The organism is Lactiplantibacillus nangangensis, from assembly GCF_005405065.1.
GTDB lineage: Bacteria > Bacillota > Bacilli > Lactobacillales > Lactobacillaceae > Lactiplantibacillus > Lactiplantibacillus nangangensis.
The window spans coordinates 112,111-134,988 of the sequence record NZ_BJDI01000001.1 but is presented as its reverse complement, the minus strand read 5'-3'; the positions used below and the strand labels follow the sequence as shown (position 1 = coordinate 134,988).

Genomic DNA, 22,878 nt, shown 5'->3' with positions numbered 1-22,878 from the left:
GCACTCCCTTGGCAAGCTGCTTCAAAGGCAGTGGCCAGCAACAAGTAATTGATGATGATAATCACCTAAAACCGGCTAAAGTTGATTAGGTGGTTATTTTTTTGTTTTCTGGTCTTGTATGACTCGATAGATGAATTTGAACAGATCAAGTGTCAAACGTGCACACCCAAGTCCAATTCCGAGCCAACCCAAAACGTCCAAGGCTGGAATCCTTTCCTAGTATCGGTACAATATTTTGCATTGCACCACCACCTTTCAAGTCTAAACAGCCACCTACCCTCAAAACTTCCTGTATGTTTAGTATCCCATTAGAATCATTAGCCTAATACTAAAGCCACTCATAAATTAAATGATAAAAAAATAGCAATGCCACGAAGGACATTGCTAGTGAATTGCACGGTGCTATTCGGCTGCTGCTTGGAAGAAAATAGCGGTACCCCAATCTTGGGCTTTGATTGCTGACTTGGCACGTTTAGCAGCTGCTTCGGTGTCATCGGCGTTAGTCTTGAAACGCATCTTCATTCCTTGCTTATCAACGAATTCGAAGTTGATGCCGTCTTCGTCGAAGTTGTTGAGTAAGTCGATAATTTTGTCCTGCATGAGTGGTGAGTTTACAAAAATCATAAGTGAATCCTCCTAGTATGTAAGCGTGACTTGTTTGTTAAATAAAGCGCTTTCTAAAAGCTTAGCAATATTCCTGAAAGCTGTCAATAGTCAAGCCTAGTTGGATTTACAGCTAGTTAAAACTTTTACTAAAGTTGGTGAGCGCTTCTGCTATAATAAATAATGAAAACGGTTTATAAATTACGGAGGTGTTTTAATTGGAAACTAAAGCAACAGTTTTTGACCAACTTGATGGTCAAGATGTGATGCGGTATACCTTAATTAATGATCAACAAACGCGAATCTCAGTTTTGAGCTATGGCGGGACTTGGCAGGAGTTTGTCGTCAACGAAGATGGTGTTGAGCATCCCTTGATCTGGGGGCTCGATAGTCTGGCAGATTACCAGCGGGTCGGTTTTTGTCTTTGCCAATCAATTGGTCGGGTAGCTGGTCGCATTGGCGGCGCCAAATTTAAAATCGATGGGCAAACTTATCAAGTTGATATGAATGAACAGACGCATTCTTTACATGGCGGTTACCATGGGTTCAACACGTTGAATTTTGCTGGTGAGTTTAGCCAAACAGCCGACAGTGTGAGTGTAACGTTGAGTCATCACATTGAAGCCACGGATGACAATTATCCAGGCAATTTAGACTTACAGATTAAATTTACACTCAATAACGAGAACCGCGTTTCGATTGCCTTTACTGGTGCGACGGATGCAGCCACGCTCTTTAATCCAACGAATCATGTTTACTGGAATGTCGCGGACGATCGGACGAGCTTAGATCATCAATGGTTACAGATCCATAGTGATCAGCATTTAGCCTTCGACGCTGAAAAGGTGCCAACTGGGCAGAAATTAGCGGTTAAAGACACTGCCTATGATTTTAACTACCCACAACCTGTTCAGGAAGCATTGAAGCAACTTAAGGTTGAAAGTGATGGCGTTGAATTTGACGATGCCTATGAAGTGACCCCAAGTGCAACGATCCCGATTGCGGCGTTAGGTGATACTGAAGGACAGCGGCAAGTGACCTTATATTCGGATCGGAATAGTCTCATTATTTTCACGGCTAATCCCTTTGATGGTGAAGCACAAGCGGCCCATCACTACAATGCTTTAGCGACTGAAGCGCAAACGTTGCCAGATGCGATCAACCAAAAAGATTTTGGTGATATCATCTTACGACCCGGTCAACCGGTGACTCACACAATCAGTTATCAATATGAGCGTTTAACCAAATAAACAAAAAGCAAGGGCCACATCGAAAGATGCGGCCCTTACTGTACCTAATAATTATACTTATAATAGTATCACATAATTTATTTAATGAAAGTCTTTCGGTCGGCTTTTTTGACTTGTGCCCGCGTTTCATTTTGACTTTGGGCCAAATCGACCTTGGCGTCGGTAGCGCGAGCGTGGTTCTTAGGCCAGAAGAAGGCTTCGATTTCTTCTAAAGTTTTGTCTTTCGTTTCTGGAACGAAGAAGTGAACGCCGACGAAGATGATGACGTTCATCAAGGCGAAGAAGATAAAGGTATTGCGACCGCCCCAAGCATTTAGCATGACCGGGGTAAATTGGCCGACTGCCCAGTTGGCGCCCCATAGGAAGACGGTACAGATACCGGAAGCCCGAGCCCGTAAATAAGTAGGGAAGAGTTCGGGAATCATGATCCAAGGAATCGGTCCCATTGAAATCGCAAATGAGATCACGAAACCAAAGAGGCTCACTAACAACAACAGGCCGTTACCACTAGCGAAGGCGTAAGCAATTGCGGCTGACCAAGCGGTTAACAAGCCGGCACCGACCATCAGTAACTTTTTCCGGCCGGCACGGTCGATCATTAAGGTAGCGCCAATCGTGGCCAACATGTTCACGACCCCAATCCCAGCAGTTGCCATGAATTGGGAGTTTCCACCAAAGCCAGCCGTCTGGAAAATTTGCGGGCCATAATACATAATGACGTTCATCCCAGCAGCCTGATTACAGAAGGCTAGAAAAATCCCGATACCAAGTGCGCGCCGCAAGCCTGGTTGGAACAGCTTGGCTAAGGTTGAATTGCGATCACGACGAATAGCAGTCGCAATTTCAGTCATTTCATTTTGTGCGCCAGCCTGACCGTTGATTTTAACGAGAATGTTAAAGCCAGCTTCGACTTTTGTATGTTGAATTAACCAACGTGGACTTTCGGGGGCGACAACTAAGGCAATGAAGAAAAGTAAGGCTGGGACGGCACCGATGCCGAGCATCCAGCGCCAACCAGTGACTTCGCCCCAATGATAACCGCCTTGATTAACGATCAAGAGGTTCACGAAGTAAGTCAAGGCAATCCCAATCGTGGTCAACAGTTGGTATAAGGAAGACAAAGTTCCACGAATCGCGGCCGGTGCTACTTCGGAAATGTAGGTCGTTGCGAGTGAGGAGGCTAAGCCGATCCCAATGCCCCCAATGATGCGAGCGCCAATTAATTCGGCAGGACTATGGGTAGCGGCTGAAAGCAAGGCGGCGATAAAGAACAACCCCGCGCCCCACATCAGAATCTTCCGGCGACCAAAACGATCACTCAAAAATCCGGAGAAGGCGACGCCAACAACGCCCCCAATCATAATACTAGACGTAATGAAGCCTTGTGCGGCCGGGGACAGATGATAAAGGGTCTTTAAAAAGCCAATGGCCCCTGAAATACAGGCGGTGTCGTAGCCGTAGAGCAAGCCCGCCATCCCAGCCGCGAGTGAGATGAGGATAACGTAAAACTTGCGATGAGTCTCTTCCTTAGATGCCATGTTGATTTCCTCCTAAATAGGTTAAGCAATTACAATTTTATTTACTAAAGTTTACTTAAAAGAGTTTAGGTCAAGATTAGTGCCTTTGTCAAGCGCTTTCTTTGTTGAAAACGAGGGAGTTAGTCAATCATTTGGTGGTCGAAGAGTGTTGTTAAGCCATTAGTTGACATTGAAAACAGGCCGCAAAAAATGAAAACGGTTGAGACCGATTGACAGCGGTGATGGAAAGGCTTATATTAACTCTAGTAAAACTTTTAGTAAAACAAAACGGAGGGTTTAATTATGAAAACCAGCGACTTACAGCAAGAATTCAAAACAACTTTTGATCGTGAACCAGAACGGGTCTTCTTTTCACCGGGTCGGATCAATTTGATTGGTGAACATACTGATTATAATGGTGGTCACGTTTTCCCTTGTGCCATTAGCATTGGGACATACGGTGTGTATGCGGCGCGGACGGACCAAACTGTGCGGATGTTCTCGGCGAATATTGCTGATCAAGGAATCGTTACCTTTGATGTGAACGATTTGACTTATAACAAAGCCGCTGGTTGGACGAATTATCCTAAGGGCATGATGGCAGAGCTAATTAAGACTGGGGTTAAGTTTGACCATGGCTTTGATTTATACGTCCATGGTAACTTGCCAGATGGTGCCGGCTTATCGTCATCGGCTTCCATTGAATTGTTAACTGGGATCGTTTTGAAGACGGCCTTTAGCTTGACGGTGAGTCAACTCGATTTGGTCAAATTGGGTCAAAAATGTGAAAACAACTATATTGGTGTTAATTCTGGGATTATGGATCAATTTGCCGTGGGAATGGGTAAAAAAGATCAAGCTATCTTGCTTGATACCAACACCATGGACTATTCCTATGCCCCAGTAAAATTGGGCGATCATGTGATTGTGATTATGAATACGAACAAACGCCGCGAATTAGCAGATTCTAAATACAATGAACGTCGCGCTGAATGTGAAGAAGCGTTGCGCCGGTTACAAACGAAACTTGCGATTAAGTCATTAGGTGATTTGACTGAAGCGGAATTTGACGAAGCGGCTTACCTCATTAATGATGCCACTTTGATCAAACGGGCCCGGCACGCGGTATTCGAAAACCAACGTGCAATTCGTGCAACGAAAGCGTTGGCCAACGATGATTTAACCACCTTTGGGAGCTTAGTCACCGCTTCGCACGTGTCATTACATTTTGACTATGAAGTCACCGGGAAAGAGCTTGATACGTTGGCCGAAACGGCTTGGAAACAACCTGGCGTCTTAGGTGCCCGGATGACTGGTGCTGGCTTTGGCGGTTGTGCGATTGCCATTGTGGCTAAAGATGAAGTGGAAAACTTCAAGGCTGCGGTTGGCAAGGCTTATCATGAGACGATTGGCTATGACGCAGATTTCTATATTGCTGAAATTGCGGATGGCCCTAAAGAATTGAATTTGGTTGAAGCTTAAGGATTTAGAGAAAGCGGAGGAATTGACATGGCAGTTTTAGTTTTAGGCGGTGCGGGCTACATCGGCTCACACGCAGTTGATCGGTTGATTGCAAAAGGTTACGACGTCGCAGTAGTGGATAATTTGGTGACTGGACATAAGGCTGCGATTAATCCTAAGGCGCGTTTCTACGAAGGTGATGTGCGGGATACTGACTTTATGAACGAAGTCTTCGATTGGGAAAATGTAGAAGGCGTGATTCACTTTGCGGCCTTTTCTGTTGTCCCAGAATCGATGAAGGATCCACTCAAATATTTCGATAATAATACAGCTGGCATGGTCAAATTGCTCGAAGTCATGCACAAACATGATGTGAAACGAATCGTCTTCTCATCAACCGCCGCGACTTATGGTGAACCCAAGCAAGTGCCAATCAAAGAAACTGATCCACAAGTGCCAACGAATCCTTATGGTGAAAGTAAACTAGCGATGGAAAAGATCATGCACTGGTCGGACATCGCGTATGGCATTAAGTTTGTGGCCTTACGCTACTTCAACGTGGCTGGTGCGAAGCCGGATGGGAGCATCGGTGAAGACCACCATCCCGAGACGCATTTAGTGCCAATTATTTTACAAGTGGCTGCTGGTGAACGCGATCAATTACAAATTTTCGGTGATGATTATCCAACCCCAGATGGCACCAATGTGCGCGATTACGTCCACGTCGTCGATTTGGCGGATGCCCACATTTTGGCCTTGGAATATTTGAAACAAGGCCATGACAGCAATGCTTTCAATCTTGGCTCATCAACTGGGTTCTCAAACAAACAGATGTTGGATGCGGCTCGCGAAGTCACAGGCAAACCGATTCCAGCAGTGATGGCGCCACGGCGTGCGGGTGATCCTAGCACTTTGATTGCGGCTAGTGACAAGGCTCGCGACGTTTTGGGCTGGGCACCACAGTATGATGATGTCAAAGAAATTATTAAGACAGCCTGGAACTGGAAACAGAGTCATCCAGCTGGTTATAACGATCGGGGAGGCCAAGCTTAATGACAACCGTTGATCAATTTGTGGCGGCCGTCATTGCGTCGCCTTCGCAATATACTGAATTAGACCAAATTTATGTGCATAACCGCGTTTGTGCGCTTGTCGGCGATGAGACGCCAGTTGAAGCTGCTGATGACCAATTAACGAGTCTGACAGATGCCTTAGTACAAACGGCTATCAAGAAAGGCAAGATTGAAGATAGTCCGTCTGATAAAGACATTTTGGCGGATCAATTAATGGATCTCGTGACGCCGTTACCATCGGCTTTAAATCAGACGTTTTGGAATAAATATCAGACGAGTCCTCAAGCTGCGACAGATTATTTTTACAACTTGAGCAAGGCCAATGACTACATCAAAACCCGCGCAATCGCGAAAAATGTGGTTTTCCCGGCTAAAACTGATTTTGGTGACTTGGAAATTACCATCAATTTATCGAAGCCTGAAAAGGACCCGAAAGCTATCGCGGCCGCAAAGGATCAACCAGAAAATGGTTATCCATTGTGCCAACTTTGCATGGAAAATGAAGGCTATCTTGGGCGTTTGGGCTACCCAGCCCGGAGTAATCATCGGGTGATTCGTATGACGCTAGGCGGTGAAACTTGGGGATTCCAATATTCACCTTATGCCTATTTTAATGAACATTCGATTTTCTTAGATAAAGTGCATCGGCCAATGGTGATCAATCGCCAGACGTTCAGCAATTTAATTGAAATTGTTAAACAATTTCCACATTATTTTGTCGGCAGTAACGCGGATCTCCCGATTGTCGGGGGGTCGATGCTGACACATGAACATTATCAAGGCGGGCGCCATGTCTTTCCAATGATGAAAGCGCCGATTGCACGCGCCATTGATTTGGGTGTCGCTGGCGTGTCCGCTGGCATTGTTAAATGGCCCATGTCAACGATTCGCTTGACGAGTTCGAACACTGAGGCGTTATTAGACGCTGCCACGAAGATCCATCAAGCGTGGATGACCTATTCTGATGAAAGTGTTGATGTGCGGGCGTATACCGACAATGTGCGTCACCACACCACGACGCCAATCGCTCGTAAAGTTGGCGATGACTATGTCTTAGACTTAGTGTTGCGGGATAATCAGACTTCTGCACAATATCCAGATGGTATTTTCCATCCACATCAGGATGTTCAGCACATTAAGAAAGAAAATATCGGTCTAATCGAAGTCATGGGACGCGCTATTTTGCCAGCACGATTGAAGACGGAACTCCATGAGGTTGCAAATTATGTTTTGGGCCGTCATAATCAGATGGTAGCGATGCATCAACCTTGGGCGGATGCACTCAAAAATAAGTATGACTTTACTGAAGCCAACGTCACCGAAATCATCGACCGTGAAGTGGGCCAAGTCTTTGCCCGCGTCTTAGCAGATGCTGGGGTATTTAAGTGGGACGCGACCGGCGAAGCGGCTTTTGATCGCTTCGTGGCGACGGTAAAAGCACAGTAATTTTTGAAATGACTAAACAAATTGCGTTGGGGGGCCGTACACAATGGCGGCAACACTGAAAGATATCGCAAAAGCCGTCGGTGTTTCAATGGCGACGGTCTCGCGGGTTTTAAACTATGATCAATCGTTATCAGTCGGCGATGAAACCCGGCAACGGATTTTTACGGTAGCGGATAATTTACAATATTCAAAAAACAAACGTCGGGCGAATGTGCCGGTTGCCAAGCAAAAGTTGGCGATTGTTCAATGGTATTCAGAGTCTAAAGAACAAGATGACTTGTACTACATGTCGATTCGAATGGGTATTGAACGCCAAGGCCAGGCACATCAATTTGAAGTGACGCGCATTTTCCAAAATGACACGGGCAAACTGGATGCGGACGTGGATGCCATCATCGCAGTCGGTAAGTTCAGTCCGCAACAGGTCGAAAATATGGCGACCTTGACGGATAAACTGGTCTTTGTGGATGATGATCAATTTGAGGCCGGCTTCGATAGCGTTTTGACCGACTTTAAGTTGGCAACCGAACAAGTCGTGGCGTATTTTTGGCAGCAAGGCATTCAAGATATCGGCATGATCCATGGTGTCGAAATGACGACTGACCAAGCCGTTGAAGTGCCAGATCAACGTTTCATCAGCTTCAAGGCAGCGATGACGAAGCGCCATGCGTTTGAGCCAAGCCACGTTTTTCAGGGAGACTATACGAGCCAATCTGGCTTTAAGATGATGCAACAAGCGATTAAAACACTAGGATCGGATTTACCACGGGCCTTCTTTATCGCTAATGACCCAATGGCGGCCGGCGCGTTGAAGGCGTTACAAGCCGCTAATATTAAGGTGCCTGAACAAGTGAAGTTGTTCAGCTTTAATGACACCTCGCTAGCGACCTTTGTCTATCCTGAGCTGAGTTCGGTTCGGGTGGCGACCGAGTTAATGGGTGCGACCGCGGTTGATCTGATTGTTAATCGGTTGAAGACTGGTCGGACGGTCCCACAACGAGTAGAATTAGGCGCTCAGTTGATGGCCCGTGACAGTACAAAATAACTAATATAAGCTAATTGGTGAGTGGCTTTAATCAGGTTCTTCAAGCACCAATGTTATACTTACTTTAATCAAATGAGTTAAAATTTAAAAGCTACGATTGGGTTTAATAGTGCCAATCGTAGCTTTATTAATAACATTGAGTGAGGAAGATTGAAATGGAAGATTGCGTAATCACCTGTCCAATTATAATTAGTTACGCTGAAGATGATACGGATGTGCCATATCTGGTTGAAATTCCGACATTTGAAGGAATGACGCAAGGTAGTTCGCTGACAGACGGTATTGCGATGGCACAGGATTATATCGGATTAGCAGCTAACCTACGTTTGGAAAATGGGCAATCATTACCAATTAATTCTGAAACGATTCCAGCGACATCAGCAACAGTCGTGATTGTATCCGTTAATATTGATGACTATCGACGGCAACATGCCACGCAAATGCTTTAATACAAAAAGGTCGTCCTAAAATTCACCAGTCTTGGGGTGATTTTAGGACGACCTTTGCTTATGGTTTAGTCATGTTCGCCAACGGTCATCGCATTTTTACTATGTTGTAATAACAGGTAGTGTAAGGTACCAAAGACTGCGCCGACTAAAGCGGGAACGAGCCAATCCATCCCGCTAGCTGCGAGTGGCATGAACGATTGAACGTGTGCCATTGCGTGACCAAGCGCTGATTGACTGACGGATGCTGGGAAGGCTGCCATCATATCAAATAGCGCAGGAACAACGGTGAAGACCACGACCCAGCGATAAACGACCGCTGCTCGGTGGAATAATGGCGATAAGATGGACAAGAAGATGAGTGCCATGGCCAACGGGTAAAGAAACATGAGGACGGGGGTCGACCAAGCAATGATTTGGTTTAGGCCAACATTGGCAGTCAAGAATGACGCCAAACAAGTGAGTCGTAACCAAGCCTTATAACTCAAAAAGCCAAAGTGTTTATGGAAGTCTTGAGCAAAAGCAGCGACTAGACCAATCGCGGTCGTTAAACAGGTCGTGATGATCAGAACGGCCAAAACGGCTTGACCAAAAGTACCCATGTAATGATTAACGATTTGATTAAAAGCGACCCCGCCGTTATCGGAAAGTTTAAACATGCCTAACGATTGCGCACCGACTAGGATTAAGAGCACGTAGATGACGCCTTCAAAGCTCATGGAAAATAGCCCAGCGCGTGCGGTGACCCAAGCAGCCTTGTTCGGATCGGTTTGACCCATGAAGTTGACGGCGGTGACGATGGTGACGCCTAATGCCAACCCAGCCAAGGCATCCATCGTGTTATAGCCTTGCAAGAAGCCATTTGTGAAACCAGCTGTTTGATAAGCTGCAGTAGCCGCAGTGTTTCCGGCACTAGCTAGGGGACTACTGAAAGCGACAAAGAAAACGACGACTAATAATAGCAAAAATAAGGGATTTAATAATTTACCGACACGGTTCATGATTTTATGTTGTTCCAAGGATAAGTAATAAGCTAGGCCAAAGAAAGCGGCGGAGAAGACAAGTAAAGCCAGCGTTTGATACTTAGCTGGGAAAAATGGTGCCAGGCCAACGGTGAAAGAAACGGTCGCGGTCCGTGGCGTACCGAAGAAGGGGCCGATGGTAAAGTGAATCAGAACCATAAAGACAATGGCAAACGTTGCGCCGAGCGGCTTACCAATGTCGTAGACGCCTTTAGATTTGGTCACGCAGACGGCTAAAACGGAGAGCAATGGGAGTAGGACGGCTGTTACTAGAAAGCCCACGGCCGCAACACCCCAATGACTCCCAGCTAATTGCCCAAGATGCAGTGGAAAGATTAAGTTACCAGCGCCAAAGAAGAGGGCGAAGATCATGGAACTGAGGGTGACATAATCACGTTTTGTTAAGTTTCGTTTTTGGATTTTATTTAGCATGTAAAACACTCCTTAATTTTTGCCGGTTAAACAAAAAAACGTCCTTGCATTCTGAGAGATCTCTCAGATACAAGGACGTTTAAAACGCGTTACCACCTTAGCTTTGTAATTATATTGCTATAATTACCTTCACAGGTACGGCAAGTGACCGGTCACTTGCGATACCCTGGCTCGATAATGGGAGCACCCAACAGCAACTAGGCTAAGCCATCGTCACTGCCGCTCAAAACTGATTTTCGGTAATTGTGTCATTGTGCCATCTCACCAAACCGGCACTCTCTGAAAAGGACGACAATCACGTACTGTGTTTATCAACGCGTTTGTTAACCGTTTTTTAATGTGCCTATAATTTACAGCCGTTTTGAGTTCCTGTCAACCTTTTTTCTGAAAAAGGTGATTCAGTTAGTGCGAATTTAGGTTGAAAGATGGATAATAGAGATAAATTATGATTAGCAAGGGGGCCTGCAAATGGCTGAAGAACCAATTCCTAAGTGGCAAGCCAATCAGAACCGACATACACGGTTCCGAACGATTGTCAGTGTGATCCGTAAATATAATGTGTTGAGCAATTTAGCACGCCAAAAGCATCCAAGTCAGGTGCGGGCCGCCTTTGAAGAGCTTGGGCCGACTTTTATTAAAGTTGGTCAGATTTTGTCTTCACGAACAGATATTGTGAAGCCTGAATTTGCGAATGAATTTAAAAAATTACAAGATAACGTACGGTCAGATTCATTTGACGTGGTCAAAAAGACGATTGAAACGCAAACTGGTAAGCAAATGTCTGAAATGTTTGCCAGCTTTGATGAAAAACCATTCGCGTCAGCTTCAATGGGGCAGACCCATCATGCGACGTTGTTAAATGGCCAAAAAGTTGTGGTCAAAGTCCAGCATCCAGGCATTGATGCCGAAGTCGCGTTGGATATTTCATTATTTGAACGCGCCTTACCGCTATTACGGTATATTCCAGATTCCTCGGTCATTGACTTACGAGAAATGGTCGCAGAGATTAAACGGTCACTATTCAACGAGTTAGATACCAGTATTGAAGTTCGCAATGGGACCCGGTTTTATCACTTAAATGATCATGATGATATTTTGCGAGTGCCTCATGTGTATGCGAAATACAGTACCCAGAAAGTGCTCGTTAATCAATACATGCCCGGAACGAGCATTCAACACTTTATGGCGAAAATGATTAAGGCGGATGAAGCTGACGACCATCGTTATGATGAAGAACGCCAATATTTAGCGCATGTTTTGGTCACTAATTTCTTAAAACAAGTTTTTGAAGATGGCTTTTTCCACGCTGATCCACATCCCGGTAATATTCTTTTGCGAGAACTGAAAAAAGATGATATTGGGTATAACGATACCGTAGCGAAAACGACTGGAATCATTGGTAAACGGAAGTTACCTCCATATCGTTTGGTCTATCTAGACTTTGGCATGATGGGCTCAATCAGCCCTAACTTGATGGACGGGATTGCGAATGTGGTGATCGCGGTTACGACTGAAAACACGCGCCAAGTTGGTAAAGCTATTTTGGCTATTTCCAATCGGACGGGTGAGGTCGACGAGGAAGCTTTCTTTAGTGAGTTAGCACCGTTTTTAGGCCAGTATTACAACTCCGGTTTAGGTGATATTGACTTCCAAGGCCTAATTTTTGAAATGGTTAAAGTTTGTCGGACTAATAATATTCAGGTTAATCCTGAAGTCACGTTACTCGGCAAAGCGTTTGGAACGATCGAAGGCATTGTTGAAACGCTTGATCCAACACTATCGATGATGGACGTGGCGCGGCCATTTGCCCGTCAGTACATGCGTGAACACTTAAACTTACGCAATGAATTGGAAGATGGCTTGTTGGCGACTGCCCAAAGCTTGCGCGACACGCCTAAACTACCGTCGCGGTTGTTGTCAGCGTTAGATACATTTGAAAATGGGCAAACACGGGTCAATATCGTGTTCTCACACCGGAAGATGTTTATCGACCGGATTGATACAATGGTAAATAAAGTTGTCTTGGCCGTCATTTTGGCCGCATTGATCGTGGGGTCGTCGTTATTGGTTCAGAGTCATTCCGACAACAATTGGATTACGTATATCGGGATCTTTGGATACGTGACGGCGGTCGTGGTGATTATTGGACTAGTGATTGGTACGCTACATTCTTGGTATCGACATTGGCGACAAAAATAAGAAAAAGCGATTTGGCTTTCAGCAAAATAACTTTGCTGGAAAACCAAATCGTTTTTTAGTATTTCAACTTGTTTTGTTTGTATTGAATTGGGGTTAATCCGAGTGATTTATCAAACAGTTTAAAAAGTGACGGTGGACTTTGATAGCCAATACGTTCAGAAATTTCGTTAATTGAATAATTAGTCTCGAGGAGTAGCTCTTCGGCTTCAGCTAATCGTTTTTTCGCAATCAATTCTTTAAAAGTCAGTCCAGTTTCCGCCTTCAATTTATTGCCCAAATAATTAGCGTTGTAGCCAAAATGTTTACCTAATTGTTGCAAACTTAATGTTGTAAAGTGCCTGTCAATATAAGTCAGAATATGAGATAAATCATTGTGGTTGTCCGCAGCTGCTTGGGCAGTTACTTCAATAGCATTAGCTAATTCGGTTAAAATTAGCGATAACAATAAGTTCATTGAACGATTACGATAGGGGTCATTGCCGAGTCCTTTAATAATTAGATCATTAATGAGGGATAGGGCCATTTCATTTTTACGGATATCAAAAACGACAAAGTTATTATGGACGGCGTTTACTTGCGCAGCATTGATCATAAATTGTGTCGCAAGGTTCTTAGACTGTGAAAGATTAGTCAAAATGCTAGTCAGAATTGAATCATCACGAATCAGAATGTTGATTAAAATATCGTTTTTTCCAACGTAGTCGATTTTTTGAACAATATCCTTATCCATTAAAATAATTTCATGTTCGTGTAAGGTTATCTTTTCGTCATTAATGTATTGGGTACTATGGCCGGAATACATATAGTTAAGTTCAATAAAGCTGTGGGTATGGGCTGGCATATATGAGTATCGATGGTGTTTGTTAACAAAAATATTGCCACGTTTAAAGAAAGTAGTCTTGGGCATTTCTGGGATGCCAGAATGGCTAGCTGTAATTTTGACATCATTGATGTTACCACCATGTAGCCGTTGCTGTGTTTCAATCGGATCCTCACTGCGTAAGTGTTGGTCTAATTCGATACTATTCATAATAAATACCTCTAAATTAACTGTCATTTCGATAATGGTAGCACAAAATATTGAGCAACTTCAATTAGGATGTGTAACTTGAATACGCCTAACTAAAGATTGTGAACCTGTAGTTAGGATATATATCTTATGTAGCCAAGCCATTGTTGATTGCTGATGAAAACGGTTTAATAGCATTTGTAAGCGATAACAAGAAAGAGGTAACTGTTATGAAAAAAGGATGGTTAATGAAATTTTCACTTTTGTCAATTTCATTGGTTTTAACGTCAGCCGGGGCAATTTCTGGGAATATTCCAGCGATGGCCAAGACTTTCACGAATGAACCATTATCGTCAGTTGAAATGCTCACCACGATTCCGGCCCTGATGGTTGTGATATTTGTTTTACTAAGTAGTTTTGTTGCTAAAAAGATTGGTTCTAAACAGACGGTAGTTCTTGGGTTAATCATTGCTTTGGTTTCTGGATTAGTACCGGTATTTAGCACCGATTTTACGGTTGTTTTGATTTCGCGTGCTGGCTTAGGTGTCGGTTTTGGGTTATTCAACTCATTGGCAGTCAGCATGATCAGTGATTTCTTTGATGGGGACACGCGGGCGCAATTAATCGGATTTCAAAGTGCCTTCCAAGGGTTAGGCACGGCAATTATGACCTATGTTGCAGGTCAATTATTAAAGACAAACTGGCATGTTACTTTTTGGATCTATGCAATCATTTTACCAATTCTAGTCTTATTTATCTTATTTGTGCCTAGTCCCGAAAAGGAAGGTTTGCAGGCACAAACCAAATCTAGTGACAAGCCGGCTAAACAATCGACTAATGTACAGGTTATCGGTTATGTCTTGTTTCTATTCGTTGTTTTGGTTATTTATATGGCGGCGCAAGTCAAGTTGGCGTTGTTATTGACAACCAATGGCTATGGTAGTGCCACAGATGCGGCCAATATTATTAGTATTATGTCGATTGGTGGTATGTTGGCCGGTTTTGCATTTGGTGCCGTATTCAAGGTCGTTCGTCAATACACGATTCCGTTTTCAGTTGTATTAATGGCTATTGGCTTCTTATGCTTAGCACTGGCTAATAATGTCATATTGGCTGGATTTGGTGGAATTTTAACTGGAATTTCGTTTTCATTATTCGTGCCATATCTATTCAACCAAGTCAGCATTGTTTCACCCGCTGGATCAGCAACCTTATCAACGTCATTATTGCTTGTTGGTTCGAATCTAGGGTCATCGATGTCACCATATGGCTTGGCGCTATTAAGTATGTTGTCAGGGACGACTGCTGTAAATGGTATTTTTATGGTTGGGAGCATCATTCTGGCAGCAATGGCAGTCATTGGTTTTATCTTTGTGTTGAGCCGGCGGAATAAGCAAGTCTTGAAGGAGAATTAACATGGCATTTACATTTCAAATCAATAATGATATTAAATTTAATCACAATGAGGATTTACTGGCAAAAGCTGAAGCTAATCGGCCTACACTAAAACATACCGTCGTTAAGCCTACTGATTTGGTTGACATTGTGGCAGACTCAGCTGCATTCAATGGATTTAAGGCCGTTTCAAACCAACAGGCTATTGAAAATTTACCAAAATATACCTTAAAAAAGGGTGGCAAGTTAGTATTAGACTTTGGCGACCATCAAGTTGGCCGGTTCAGCATTGATATCGACTCAGTTGGCTCACCGATGGATGCACCTTTGTATTTACACTTAACGTTTGCGGAAACGCCAGCTGAAATTGGTGTGGAAGCTAGTACTTACGACGGCTGGTTAAGCAGTTCATGGATTACTGAAGAGTATGTTCATTTGGATGTGTTACCAGCCAAACTAAGTCTACCGCGGCGTTACGCTTTTCGTTATGTTGAAATTGAAGTGAAAGATACGTCACCTAAGTGGCAAGCTAGCTTTAGCAATCCAGAAGTTGTGACTGAAAGTGCCGTTAGCATGGATACTGTTCCATCAGTAAAAATTGATGATCCGATGCTCAAAAAGATTGATGAAGTTAGCATCAAAACGTTACATGATTGTATGCAGACAGTCTTCGAGGATGGTCCTAAGCGTGATCATCGTCTCTGGTTGGGAGATTTACGGTTACAAGCGTTGGCTAATTATGCCACTTTCAATGATTCAGAATTAGTTAAGAGATGTCTGTATTTATTTGCCGGAATGACTACAGTGGACGGAAAAATTTCAGCTAATGTGTTTACTGAGCCGAAGCCTCAACCTGATGATACATTTATGTATGATTACAGCCTATTCTTTATTTCAGTGTTGAGTGATTATTATACACAATCACAGGATATGACCGTTTTGAAAGAGTTATATCCGATTGCAAAGCGTCAGATTGATTTAGCAATTGCCGAAGTTGGGTCAGATGACTTATTGAAAATGAATGAAGACTGGCCGGTATTTGTAGATTGGTCCAATGAAATCGATAAAGCAACTGCTGGGCAAGCTATCTTAATTTATGCTTTAAAACAGTTTGTTGATATGGCTCAGCAAGTCGAACCAACGGCGGTGCAACACTATCAAAAGCTGGTAGCATCATATTCAAAAGCGGCAATTGACCAATTGTTTGATGTCCAACAAGGCTTATTTGTCAGTGGTCCTAACCGTGAAATCAATATTGCTAGCCAAGTTTGGATGGTACTAGCACATGTTTTAGATGATCAAGCGAACAATCAGTTGATGTCAAAGGCGATTGAAAGCTTGTTCCCAGTTACCGGGATTGCGACGCCATATATGTATCACCATATTGTGGCAGCCTTGTTTGAATCAAATCATCGTACCGACGGAATCAAGCTAATCAAATCATATTGGGGTAAGATGATTGAACTAGGGGCAGATACCTTCTTTGAAGCATTTGAACCGGAAGATTTAAACTTTTCACCGTACGGTAGTCCCATCATCAATAGCTATTGTCATGCTTGGAGCTGTACGCCAACATATTTAATTCGTAAATATTTGGTGAACTAGGCTTGCGAGAGATGAGGGAGAATGAAATGGCGAAATATTTAGTTTTTGATGTTGGTGGCACGATGATAAAGTATGCCTTAATGAATCACAGTGGGCAGTTGTGTGAGAAACATCATGTACCAACACCAACGACCAGTTTAACTGACTTTATTGCAACCATCCAAAACATCATCAATCGTTACCAGAATCAATATGTTGGTGTGGGAGTTAGCATTCCGGGAAAGGTGACTCATCCGGATGAAACGATTTATGGTGGTGGTTCATTGCCATTCTTGGATCAGCAACAATTGCTGTCACTGTTAACGTTACCCAGTGATGTTCAGCTAGCAGTTGAAAATGATGGCAAAGCAGCGGCCTTAGCAGAACTTTGGTTAGGCAACCTGAAAGATGTTCAAAATGGGGTTGCATTGGTACTTGGAACTGGGGTTGGTAGTGGCTTGGTTTTAAATGGACAGTTGTTCATGGGAACGCATTTTCAAGCTGGTGAAATTAGCCTTATGTTGACTAAATTACAACCGACAATGACTAATTTACTTGGCGCGCAGGGGTCCGCAGTTAAGATGATTGAGGAGATTGCGACAAAATTACAACTACCTGATCGTCATGATGGCTTAAAAGTCTTTGCAGCTATTAATGAAGGCGACGAACGCGCAGTACCAATTTTTACAGCATATTGTCAAGAAATTGCTTTAACGATTCATAATTTACAGAGTGTTCTTGATGTTCAGCGTTATGTGATTGGTGGTGGGATTTCTGCGCAGCCAATTGTGACCAAAACGATACGTGAGGCTTATCATTCCTTACATCAACAGTTACCAATTATTCAACAGACCTTGACGGTACCGGAAATTGTGACTGCTAAGTTCAGTAACGATGCAAATCTATATGGTGCACTTTATCACCTGTTACAAGTGATTAAATGAGGCTATTATTATGTTATATTTTGCATATAAAGCGTAATTATATGCAGAACATAACATAATTAGGCCAGTAAAAAACGGATTATCCGACCGACTTGGTCAGGTAATCCGCTTTTGAATTGCAACTTATTATTAGTCTTCGCTACCCATCACACGTGCGCAGTAAGCGGCTAAAATGGCACCGACTTCTGGGGCTAAGATGTAGACCCACAAGTGTGAAAGTGCCGTGCCGCCAGCAAAGATAGCTGGTCCGATTGAACGAGCTGGGTTCAATGACCCACCGGTTAAGTTCAAAGCCACAATGATTAAGAAGGCTAAAGTAACCCCAATTGTGACGCCGGCAAATTCACTGTTGCCATGTGCAGCACTAGTAACGTTCAAAATAACCATTAAGAATAAGAATGTGACGAGTGCTTCAACGAAGAACGCCATACCACTATTGATCTTAGAGAAATCAGTCTGACCTAAGGCACTAGTTGAAAGGCCCAAGGCACTGACAAAGCTCCGAATAGCTGCGGAAGCAACGATAGCACCAAGAATTTGGCTCACAATGTACCATAAAGCTTCCATGGCATCGATGCGCCGATTGATCAACATTGCCGTCGTGACGGCTGGGTTGAAATGACCACCTGAAATGCCCCCGAAAGCATAAGCTGAAACGGTGATAGCTAACCCGAAAGCTAAGCCAATGGTGAGAGTGTCACCTTTAGCAACAACAACTGCGCCGGTCCCAAGGAAGACCAGCATAAATGTACCGAAGAATTCGGCTAAATATTTGCGCATGAAAATTCACGCTCCCTTTTTAGAATAATTGCTAACTTGGCTTTATTTTACAATACTTTCGGGTGTATCGCTCACGATATACTCAGGTTATTAATGATTTAGATAAGCTAAATACAAGAATTATGTTGATTATGTAATCGGTTACTTTGCTTAGAATACAAGTTGGGTGGCTAACTTTGATAATGAGCCTGACGCTAACAATAAATTATTTTATATAAACTGTTGCGTGTCGCTCATCAAAACTAGTTTGTTAAACTTACAAAACCACAACAATGTTTTATTTTAGAACACACGTTCCCCAAAACGAACTACTATGATATCATTAGACATGACCACAAATCCGTGCCATGATAAGGATTAAAAGTGACAATAAGGTTTGAGAATCTAGGACTTTGAGGAGGCTACATCAATGCGTTTTCTACATACTGCCGATTGGCATATTGGCAAGAAATTACATGGTTTTGATTTAACTGAGGAGCAGGATATTGCTTATCAACAAATTCGACAATTAGCTATTGATGAAAAGGTCGATGCTGTTGTCATTGCTGGTGATTTGTATGACCGTGCTATTCCGAACGAAAAATCAGTGACACAATTAGATGATATGTTAATTGACTTAAATTTAAAGCAACATTTTCCCGTTCTGGCAATCAGTGGTAATCACGATAGTGCCACGCGGTTGCGGACGGGTAGTCGCTGGTTTAAGGAAACAAAGTACTATTTATATACGAAATTTAGTCAGGCATTAACGCCGGTCGAATTTGACGACACACAATTTTTCTTACTACCTTATTTTGAACCGTTTGAAGCTCGCCAGTATTTTGAAGATGACCGTATTCGGACGGCTGAGGCTGGCATGATCAAGTTAATGGCAGCGATGCAAGCTAAGTTCGACTCAACTAAGAAGCATGTTTTAGTGGCACACTTTTTTGCTGCCGGCAGTGAGCATGTTGATTCGGAAACGCAAGTGATGGTCGGTGGGTTGAATGCAATTCCGGTCGATTTACTGGCACCATTTGACTACGTTGCGCTGGGCCACTTACATGGTAAGGATGCCTTGCACGCTGACCGAGTTCGATACAGTGGCTCGCCAGTGAAATTTTCTGTTTCAGAAGCTAATCAGCAAAAGGGTGTTTGGATCGTGGATACGGACCCATTTGAAATGACGTTCAAACCACTGACCCCGAAGCGGGATGTGCGTGTTCTCGAAAATGACTTTGAAACCCTGACAAATCCAGAATTCTATCAACAACAGAAGCAGGACGATTATTTAGCTATTCGTTTGACGGATAAACGCGTGATTCCGAATGTGATGCAGGCGTTGCGGGAAATCTATCCCAATATTATTGAGTTGGAACGTGCGGATGGCCCAGTTGTGACGGATACTGCGACGGCGCAAATCGATCCAACTTTGGCTCCGATGACGTTGATGACGAAGTTTTTTGAGCAAACAACAGCTGGTGAGATGACGGCTCAGCAACAGCAATGGGCCGAACAAGCGCTCACCACGGCCAATAAGGGGGATTAGCATGCGACCATTAACACTACAACTTGACTTTTTTGGCCCATTTCGCCATCAAACGATTGATTTTACGAAGTTTAGTGATTTTCCGGTATTCCTGATCAGTGGGAAAACTGGTGCGGGCAAAACGACGATCTTTGATGCTATGTGTTTTGCTCTATTTGGGGGAACTTCTGGTGGAGATCGGCAAGTCAAACAGATGCGTTCCGACTTTGCGACCTTTGATGATGAAACGTCAGTCACGTTTAATTTTGAACATCAAGGACAGACATTCAAAATTGTGCGGCAGCCAGAACAAGAAGTTGCCAAGAAACGGGGGAGTGGCACCCACATTCAAGTTGCCGCTGTCACCTTGACGATTTTTGATATGACCGGTAAGGAAGTCGACGAGATCACGAAAGTTAATGCTGTTCAGGCCTATATTCGTGACTTGTTACAGCTGACGCGTGAACAATTTTCACAGATTGTGCTACTACCACAAGGCCAGTTTCGACAATTTTTGATGGCTAATAGTGATGATAAAGAAAAAGTCCTCCGTGATATCTTTGGCACCAGCTTGTATCGCCGTTGGGCCGATGAACTACGCCGACAATTGAAGCAGCAACAACAAGCCAACGCCCAAGCAACGCAGACATTAAAAACGTATCAGCAACAGTTAACTTGGGCAGCATTGACGGCGGCAGAAGCAGCAGAACTAGCGCCTCAAGATGCTGTTGAACATCAATTAACGGAGCAAACGACGCAAACGGCCCAACGCACTGAGCTAAAAGGTCAGTTTGATGTGGCTAAAAAAACATTAGAGCAAGCCCAACAAGCTGAGCAAGCTGGAAAAACGTTAAAGCAAGATCATGATCATTTAGCACAACTGTTAGCTACCCAAACGCAATTAGTGGCGCAACGACCAGCGATTGAGGCGCAACGGACACAGATCAAGACGTTAGAGTGGGGGCAAAGTTTAGCCAATGCGGCGCAACAACTCGCGTTAGCTCAGTCCCAAGTTAAAACTGAAACCACTGAACAACAGCGTTTGATCACACAGCAGAGTAAGCTGGCAACCCAACAAGCTGCTGCGACTACGACGGTGCAGGAGTTGACAGCGCAGGCGACGTCAGCTAAGCAGCGTGAGGCTCAAATCACGACTTTAACTAGTAAACGTGGTGTTTACGAACAGGTCGTTCAAACCCAGAAAGCTTTGAAACAAGCTGAAAAGCTGGTAGCAGCTGAACAGCAAACCCAAGCCACAATTGAGGGAAAATTACAGCAACTAAGTCGTGAAGAAACGGAATTGACGCCATTGAGTGCGCAACTACCAGACTTAACGACGCAGTCTGCTAAATTGACGACCCGTCAACGCGACTTAGCCGATTTGGATAAGCAACTAGCAACAATTAAGCGACAACAAGCGTTGGTTGATCAAGCGCAACAAGCAGTGACCCAACAACAGGAATTAGTCCTTAAACAACAGCAACAAGTCACTGAAAAGGACGACCGCTATCATCAATTAGATAGTGATTGGGCGAGTGAGCAGATTGCATTATTGAGTCAACGACTGTTGCCAAATCAGCCTTGTCCAGTCTGTGGCTCAACAGATCATCCACAACCAGCGCCAGTTGACACGATTACGGTAACTGAAACAACGGTTAAGCAAGCGCAGGCTGCCAGTGTTGAGGCGAATAAAAAGCTGGCCACAGTTCAAAGCCAGCTCGCAACTCAAAAAACGGCCGTTGTAACTGCTCAAAATGACTTAACCACTTTGGTCACTGCCTTTAAAGCAGCAACTAGCCAATTAGCGGCTGAAACTGATACTTTAGCTACTATTGAAATGGAGATGCAACAGACCGAACAAGCCTTGACGATAGAAATACAGGCCAATACGGCTCAGATTACTCAGGCAAAACAAGCTCATGAACGGCTAGCACAGTTAAAGACTCAGCTTGAAACAGTGACTGCCAAAGTGCAATCACAAATTCAGACCGTAACTAATGCGACAACACAAGTCTTACAATTGAAAACGCAGTTAACCGATCGACAAACGCAATTATCGCCAGAATATCCAACTTTAACAGCGCTTGATGCTTATCTTAATCAGCTTAAAACTGATCAAGCAACGTATGAAGCAACGGTTAAACAAGCTGATTTAGCGCTAGCTCAATTAAATGATCAACTTTCAGCAACTAAAGCGCAACTGATCACAACTCAGCAACATTTGAGCACTGCACAAGCGACAGTTACTAGCCAAACAGCTGACTTAACGGCAGCCATGACGACTACTTGGGGTGCGGCAGACTTTAGTCGATTACAACAACTATTAGCTCAATTACCAACTTTGCCTAAGTTACGGCAGACCATTAATGACTACGAACAACAGTGGTCGAGCTTGCAAGGTCAATTGACCACGGTTAAACAGTCGATTGCCGATCAACCAGTACCCGATTTAGCTGTTTTAACTGATCAGGTTAAGACGGCGCAAATAGCTGAGCAACAAATCGAACAACAATACTATGAGTTAGACCGTCAGTTGAAAGCTAACCAAGCTTTAGTGGAAAAAATGCAAAAGACGTTAGCGGCAGTCCATGAACAGCAAGAACAGTTAGCTGAAATTTCACAATTGTCACAGGTTGCCAATGGGAATGGTGCGCAGAAGTTAAGCTTAGAGCGGTTTGTCTTGCAGACTTATTTGCAAAAAGTTTTGCATAAAGGTAATCAGCGGTTGCAACAACTGACGCGTGGCCGTTATCAATTCCAATTGGATACGGCTTATGGCACTTATCGTAATGGAACCGGACTTGAAATCAATATTTATGATGATAATGCGGGTAAGGTCCGCAGCGTTCATACCTTATCTGGTGGCGAAAGTTTTGTCGCGGCCTTATCCTTGGCACTTGCCTTAGCTGAAGTAATTCAAGAACAAGCTGGCGGTATTAAGATCGATGCTTTATTTATTGATGAAGGCTTTGGGTCATTAGATGAGGAAGCCTTGGAAATGGCGATGGAAACTTTACAACAAGTTGAAGGCCAGTCCCGGATGATTGGGATTATCAGTCATGTGACGGAACTTGAAGCCCAGATACCAGCGCAGTTACAAGTCATTCCTGAGGGTAATGGGGAAAGTCGCGTGAAGTATCAGCTGTCTTTTGACTAACTGTTTCA

The 22,878-nt window shown here is 43.8% G+C and carries 17 protein-coding genes and 1 other annotated feature; of the genes, 12 read left to right on the top strand and 5 right to left on the bottom strand.

All coding sequences use genetic code 11. From position 1 onward, the window contains the following. Nucleotides 1-402 precede the first annotated feature (402 nt). Nucleotides 403-624: a hypothetical protein gene (locus FFM70_RS00640; protein ID WP_137614934.1), complete on the bottom strand. Its 222-nt coding sequence runs from the start codon at nt 622-624 to the stop codon at nt 403-405. Nucleotides 625-821: 197 nt separating this feature from the next. Between FFM70_RS00640 and FFM70_RS00635 the strand changes: the two genes are divergently transcribed. Beyond that, the gene (locus FFM70_RS00635) at nt 822-1,853 is read left to right on the top strand and encodes an aldose epimerase family protein (protein WP_223877391.1); all 1,032 of its coding nucleotides are present in this window, start codon (nt 822-824) and stop codon (nt 1,851-1,853) included. A gap of 77 nt (nt 1,854-1,930) precedes the next feature. On the opposite strand, the gene FFM70_RS00630 is transcribed toward FFM70_RS00635, so the two are convergent. Continuing rightward, nucleotides 1,931-3,391 carry a sugar porter family MFS transporter gene (locus FFM70_RS00630; protein ID WP_137614933.1) on the bottom strand — a complete coding sequence of 487 codons (1,461 nt, stop codon included), beginning with the start codon at nt 3,389-3,391 and terminating at the stop codon, nt 1,931-1,933. A gap of 282 nt (nt 3,392-3,673) precedes the next feature. On the opposite strand from FFM70_RS00630, the gene FFM70_RS00625 reads away from it, so the two are divergent. The 5 genes from FFM70_RS00625 (at nt 3,674) to FFM70_RS00605 (ending at nt 8,844) form a co-directional block, all read left to right on the top strand. After that, the gene (locus tag FFM70_RS00625) at nt 3,674-4,852 is read left to right on the top strand and encodes a galactokinase (protein ID WP_137614932.1); all 1,179 of its coding nucleotides are present in this window, start codon (nt 3,674-3,676) and stop codon (nt 4,850-4,852) included. Between the two features lie 27 nt (nt 4,853-4,879). Next, nucleotides 4,880-5,884 (top strand): UDP-glucose 4-epimerase GalE, encoded by a 1,005-nt coding sequence (gene galE / locus FFM70_RS00620; protein ID WP_137614931.1) that lies wholly within the window; start codon nt 4,880-4,882, stop codon nt 5,882-5,884. Beyond that, nucleotides 5,884-7,350 carry a UDP-glucose--hexose-1-phosphate uridylyltransferase gene (locus FFM70_RS00615; RefSeq protein ID WP_137614930.1) on the top strand — a complete coding sequence of 489 codons (1,467 nt, stop codon included), beginning with the start codon at nt 5,884-5,886 and terminating at the stop codon, nt 7,348-7,350. The genes galE and FFM70_RS00615 overlap by 1 nt, the downstream gene beginning before the upstream one ends. Nucleotides 7,351-7,393: 43 nt before the next feature. After that, nucleotides 7,394-8,395: a LacI family DNA-binding transcriptional regulator gene (locus FFM70_RS00610; protein ID WP_137614929.1), complete on the top strand. Its 1,002-nt coding sequence runs from the start codon at nt 7,394-7,396 to the stop codon at nt 8,393-8,395. 155 nt (nt 8,396-8,550) lie between these two features. Beyond that, nucleotides 8,551-8,844, top strand: coding sequence for a type II toxin-antitoxin system HicB family antitoxin (locus FFM70_RS00605; protein ID WP_137614928.1), 294 nt, complete (start codon nt 8,551-8,553; stop codon nt 8,842-8,844). A 65-nt stretch (nt 8,845-8,909) separates the two neighbouring features. Here FFM70_RS00605 and brnQ read toward each other — a convergent pair whose 3' ends face one another. Then, a complete protein-coding gene (gene brnQ / locus FFM70_RS00600) occupies nt 8,910-10,295 on the bottom strand; it encodes a branched-chain amino acid transport system II carrier protein (protein WP_137614927.1) in 1,386 nt (461 codons plus the stop codon). A gap of 68 nt (nt 10,296-10,363) precedes the next feature. Further along, nucleotides 10,364-10,619: a binding site (T-box leader), on the bottom strand. Nucleotides 10,620-10,763: 144 nt separating this feature from the next. Here brnQ and FFM70_RS00595 point away from each other — a divergent pair. Then, the gene (locus FFM70_RS00595) at nt 10,764-12,494 is read left to right on the top strand and encodes an ABC1 kinase family protein (RefSeq protein WP_137614926.1); all 1,731 of its coding nucleotides are present in this window, start codon (nt 10,764-10,766) and stop codon (nt 12,492-12,494) included. Between the two features lie 55 nt (nt 12,495-12,549). Here FFM70_RS00595 and FFM70_RS00590 read toward each other — a convergent pair whose 3' ends face one another. Then, nucleotides 12,550-13,524, bottom strand: coding sequence for an AraC family transcriptional regulator (locus FFM70_RS00590; RefSeq protein WP_137614925.1), 975 nt, complete (start codon nt 13,522-13,524; stop codon nt 12,550-12,552). A 209-nt stretch (nt 13,525-13,733) separates the two neighbouring features. On the opposite strand from FFM70_RS00590, the gene FFM70_RS00585 reads away from it, so the two are divergent. The 3 genes from FFM70_RS00585 to FFM70_RS00575 are packed head-to-tail and all read left to right on the top strand — an operon-like array spanning nt 13,734 to nt 17,426. Then, on the top strand, nt 13,734-14,918 hold the full coding sequence (locus tag FFM70_RS00585; protein WP_137614924.1) for an MFS transporter: 1,185 nt from the start codon (nt 13,734-13,736) through the stop codon (nt 14,916-14,918). A gap of 1 nt (nt 14,919) precedes the next feature. Beyond that, nucleotides 14,920-16,503 (top strand): alpha-L-rhamnosidase-related protein, encoded by a 1,584-nt coding sequence (locus FFM70_RS00580; protein WP_137614923.1) that lies wholly within the window; start codon nt 14,920-14,922, stop codon nt 16,501-16,503. Nucleotides 16,504-16,529: 26 nt separating this feature from the next. Next, nucleotides 16,530-17,426, top strand: coding sequence for an ROK family protein (locus FFM70_RS00575; RefSeq protein WP_137614922.1), 897 nt, complete (start codon nt 16,530-16,532; stop codon nt 17,424-17,426). Nucleotides 17,427-17,555: 129 nt separating this feature from the next. On the opposite strand, the gene FFM70_RS00570 is transcribed toward FFM70_RS00575, so the two are convergent. Further along, a complete protein-coding gene (locus FFM70_RS00570; RefSeq protein ID WP_137614921.1) occupies nt 17,556-18,206 on the bottom strand; it encodes an MIP/aquaporin family protein in 651 nt (216 codons plus the stop codon). 409 nt (nt 18,207-18,615) lie between these two features. On the opposite strand from FFM70_RS00570, the gene FFM70_RS00565 reads away from it, so the two are divergent. Both FFM70_RS00565 and FFM70_RS00560 read left to right on the top strand, forming a co-directional pair. Continuing rightward, nucleotides 18,616-19,734, top strand: coding sequence for an exonuclease SbcCD subunit D (locus FFM70_RS00565; protein WP_137614920.1), 1,119 nt, complete (start codon nt 18,616-18,618; stop codon nt 19,732-19,734). A 1-nt stretch (nt 19,735) separates the two neighbouring features. After that, nucleotides 19,736-22,870, top strand: coding sequence for an AAA family ATPase (locus FFM70_RS00560; RefSeq protein ID WP_137614919.1), 3,135 nt, complete (start codon nt 19,736-19,738; stop codon nt 22,868-22,870). The last annotated feature ends 8 nt before the right edge of the window (nt 22,871-22,878 follow it).

Bases quoted from the DNA above. Each gene is read 5' to 3' on its own strand.
- FFM70_RS00640 (WP_137614934.1), bottom strand. From the start codon at position 624: ATGATTTTTGTAAACTCACCACTCATGCAGGACAAAATTATCGACTTA.
- FFM70_RS00590 (WP_137614925.1), bottom strand. From the start codon at position 13,524: ATGAATAGTATCGAATTAGACCAACACTTACGCAGTGAGGATCCGATT.
- FFM70_RS00610 (WP_137614929.1), top strand. From the start codon at position 7,394: ATGGCGGCAACACTGAAAGATATCGCAAAAGCCGTCGGTGTTTCAATG.
- FFM70_RS00580 (WP_137614923.1), top strand. From the start codon at position 14,920: ATGGCATTTACATTTCAAATCAATAATGATATTAAATTTAATCACAAT.
- FFM70_RS00615 (WP_137614930.1), top strand. From the start codon at position 5,884: ATGACAACCGTTGATCAATTTGTGGCGGCCGTCATTGCGTCGCCTTCG.
- brnQ (WP_137614927.1), bottom strand. From the start codon at position 10,295: ATGCTAAATAAAATCCAAAAACGAAACTTAACAAAACGTGATTATGTC.
- FFM70_RS00585 (WP_137614924.1), top strand. From the start codon at position 13,734: ATGAAAAAAGGATGGTTAATGAAATTTTCACTTTTGTCAATTTCATTG.
- FFM70_RS00565 (WP_137614920.1), top strand. From the start codon at position 18,616: ATGCGTTTTCTACATACTGCCGATTGGCATATTGGCAAGAAATTACAT.
- FFM70_RS00625 (WP_137614932.1), top strand. From the start codon at position 3,674: ATGAAAACCAGCGACTTACAGCAAGAATTCAAAACAACTTTTGATCGT.
- galE (WP_137614931.1), top strand. From the start codon at position 4,880: ATGGCAGTTTTAGTTTTAGGCGGTGCGGGCTACATCGGCTCACACGCA.
- FFM70_RS00575 (WP_137614922.1), top strand. From the start codon at position 16,530: ATGGCGAAATATTTAGTTTTTGATGTTGGTGGCACGATGATAAAGTAT.
- FFM70_RS00630 (WP_137614933.1), bottom strand. From the start codon at position 3,391: ATGGCATCTAAGGAAGAGACTCATCGCAAGTTTTACGTTATCCTCATC.
- FFM70_RS00605 (WP_137614928.1), top strand. From the start codon at position 8,551: ATGGAAGATTGCGTAATCACCTGTCCAATTATAATTAGTTACGCTGAA.
- FFM70_RS00560 (WP_137614919.1), top strand. From the start codon at position 19,736: ATGCGACCATTAACACTACAACTTGACTTTTTTGGCCCATTTCGCCAT.
- FFM70_RS00570 (WP_137614921.1), bottom strand. From the start codon at position 18,206: ATGCGCAAATATTTAGCCGAATTCTTCGGTACATTTATGCTGGTCTTC.
- FFM70_RS00595 (WP_137614926.1), top strand. From the start codon at position 10,764: ATGGCTGAAGAACCAATTCCTAAGTGGCAAGCCAATCAGAACCGACAT.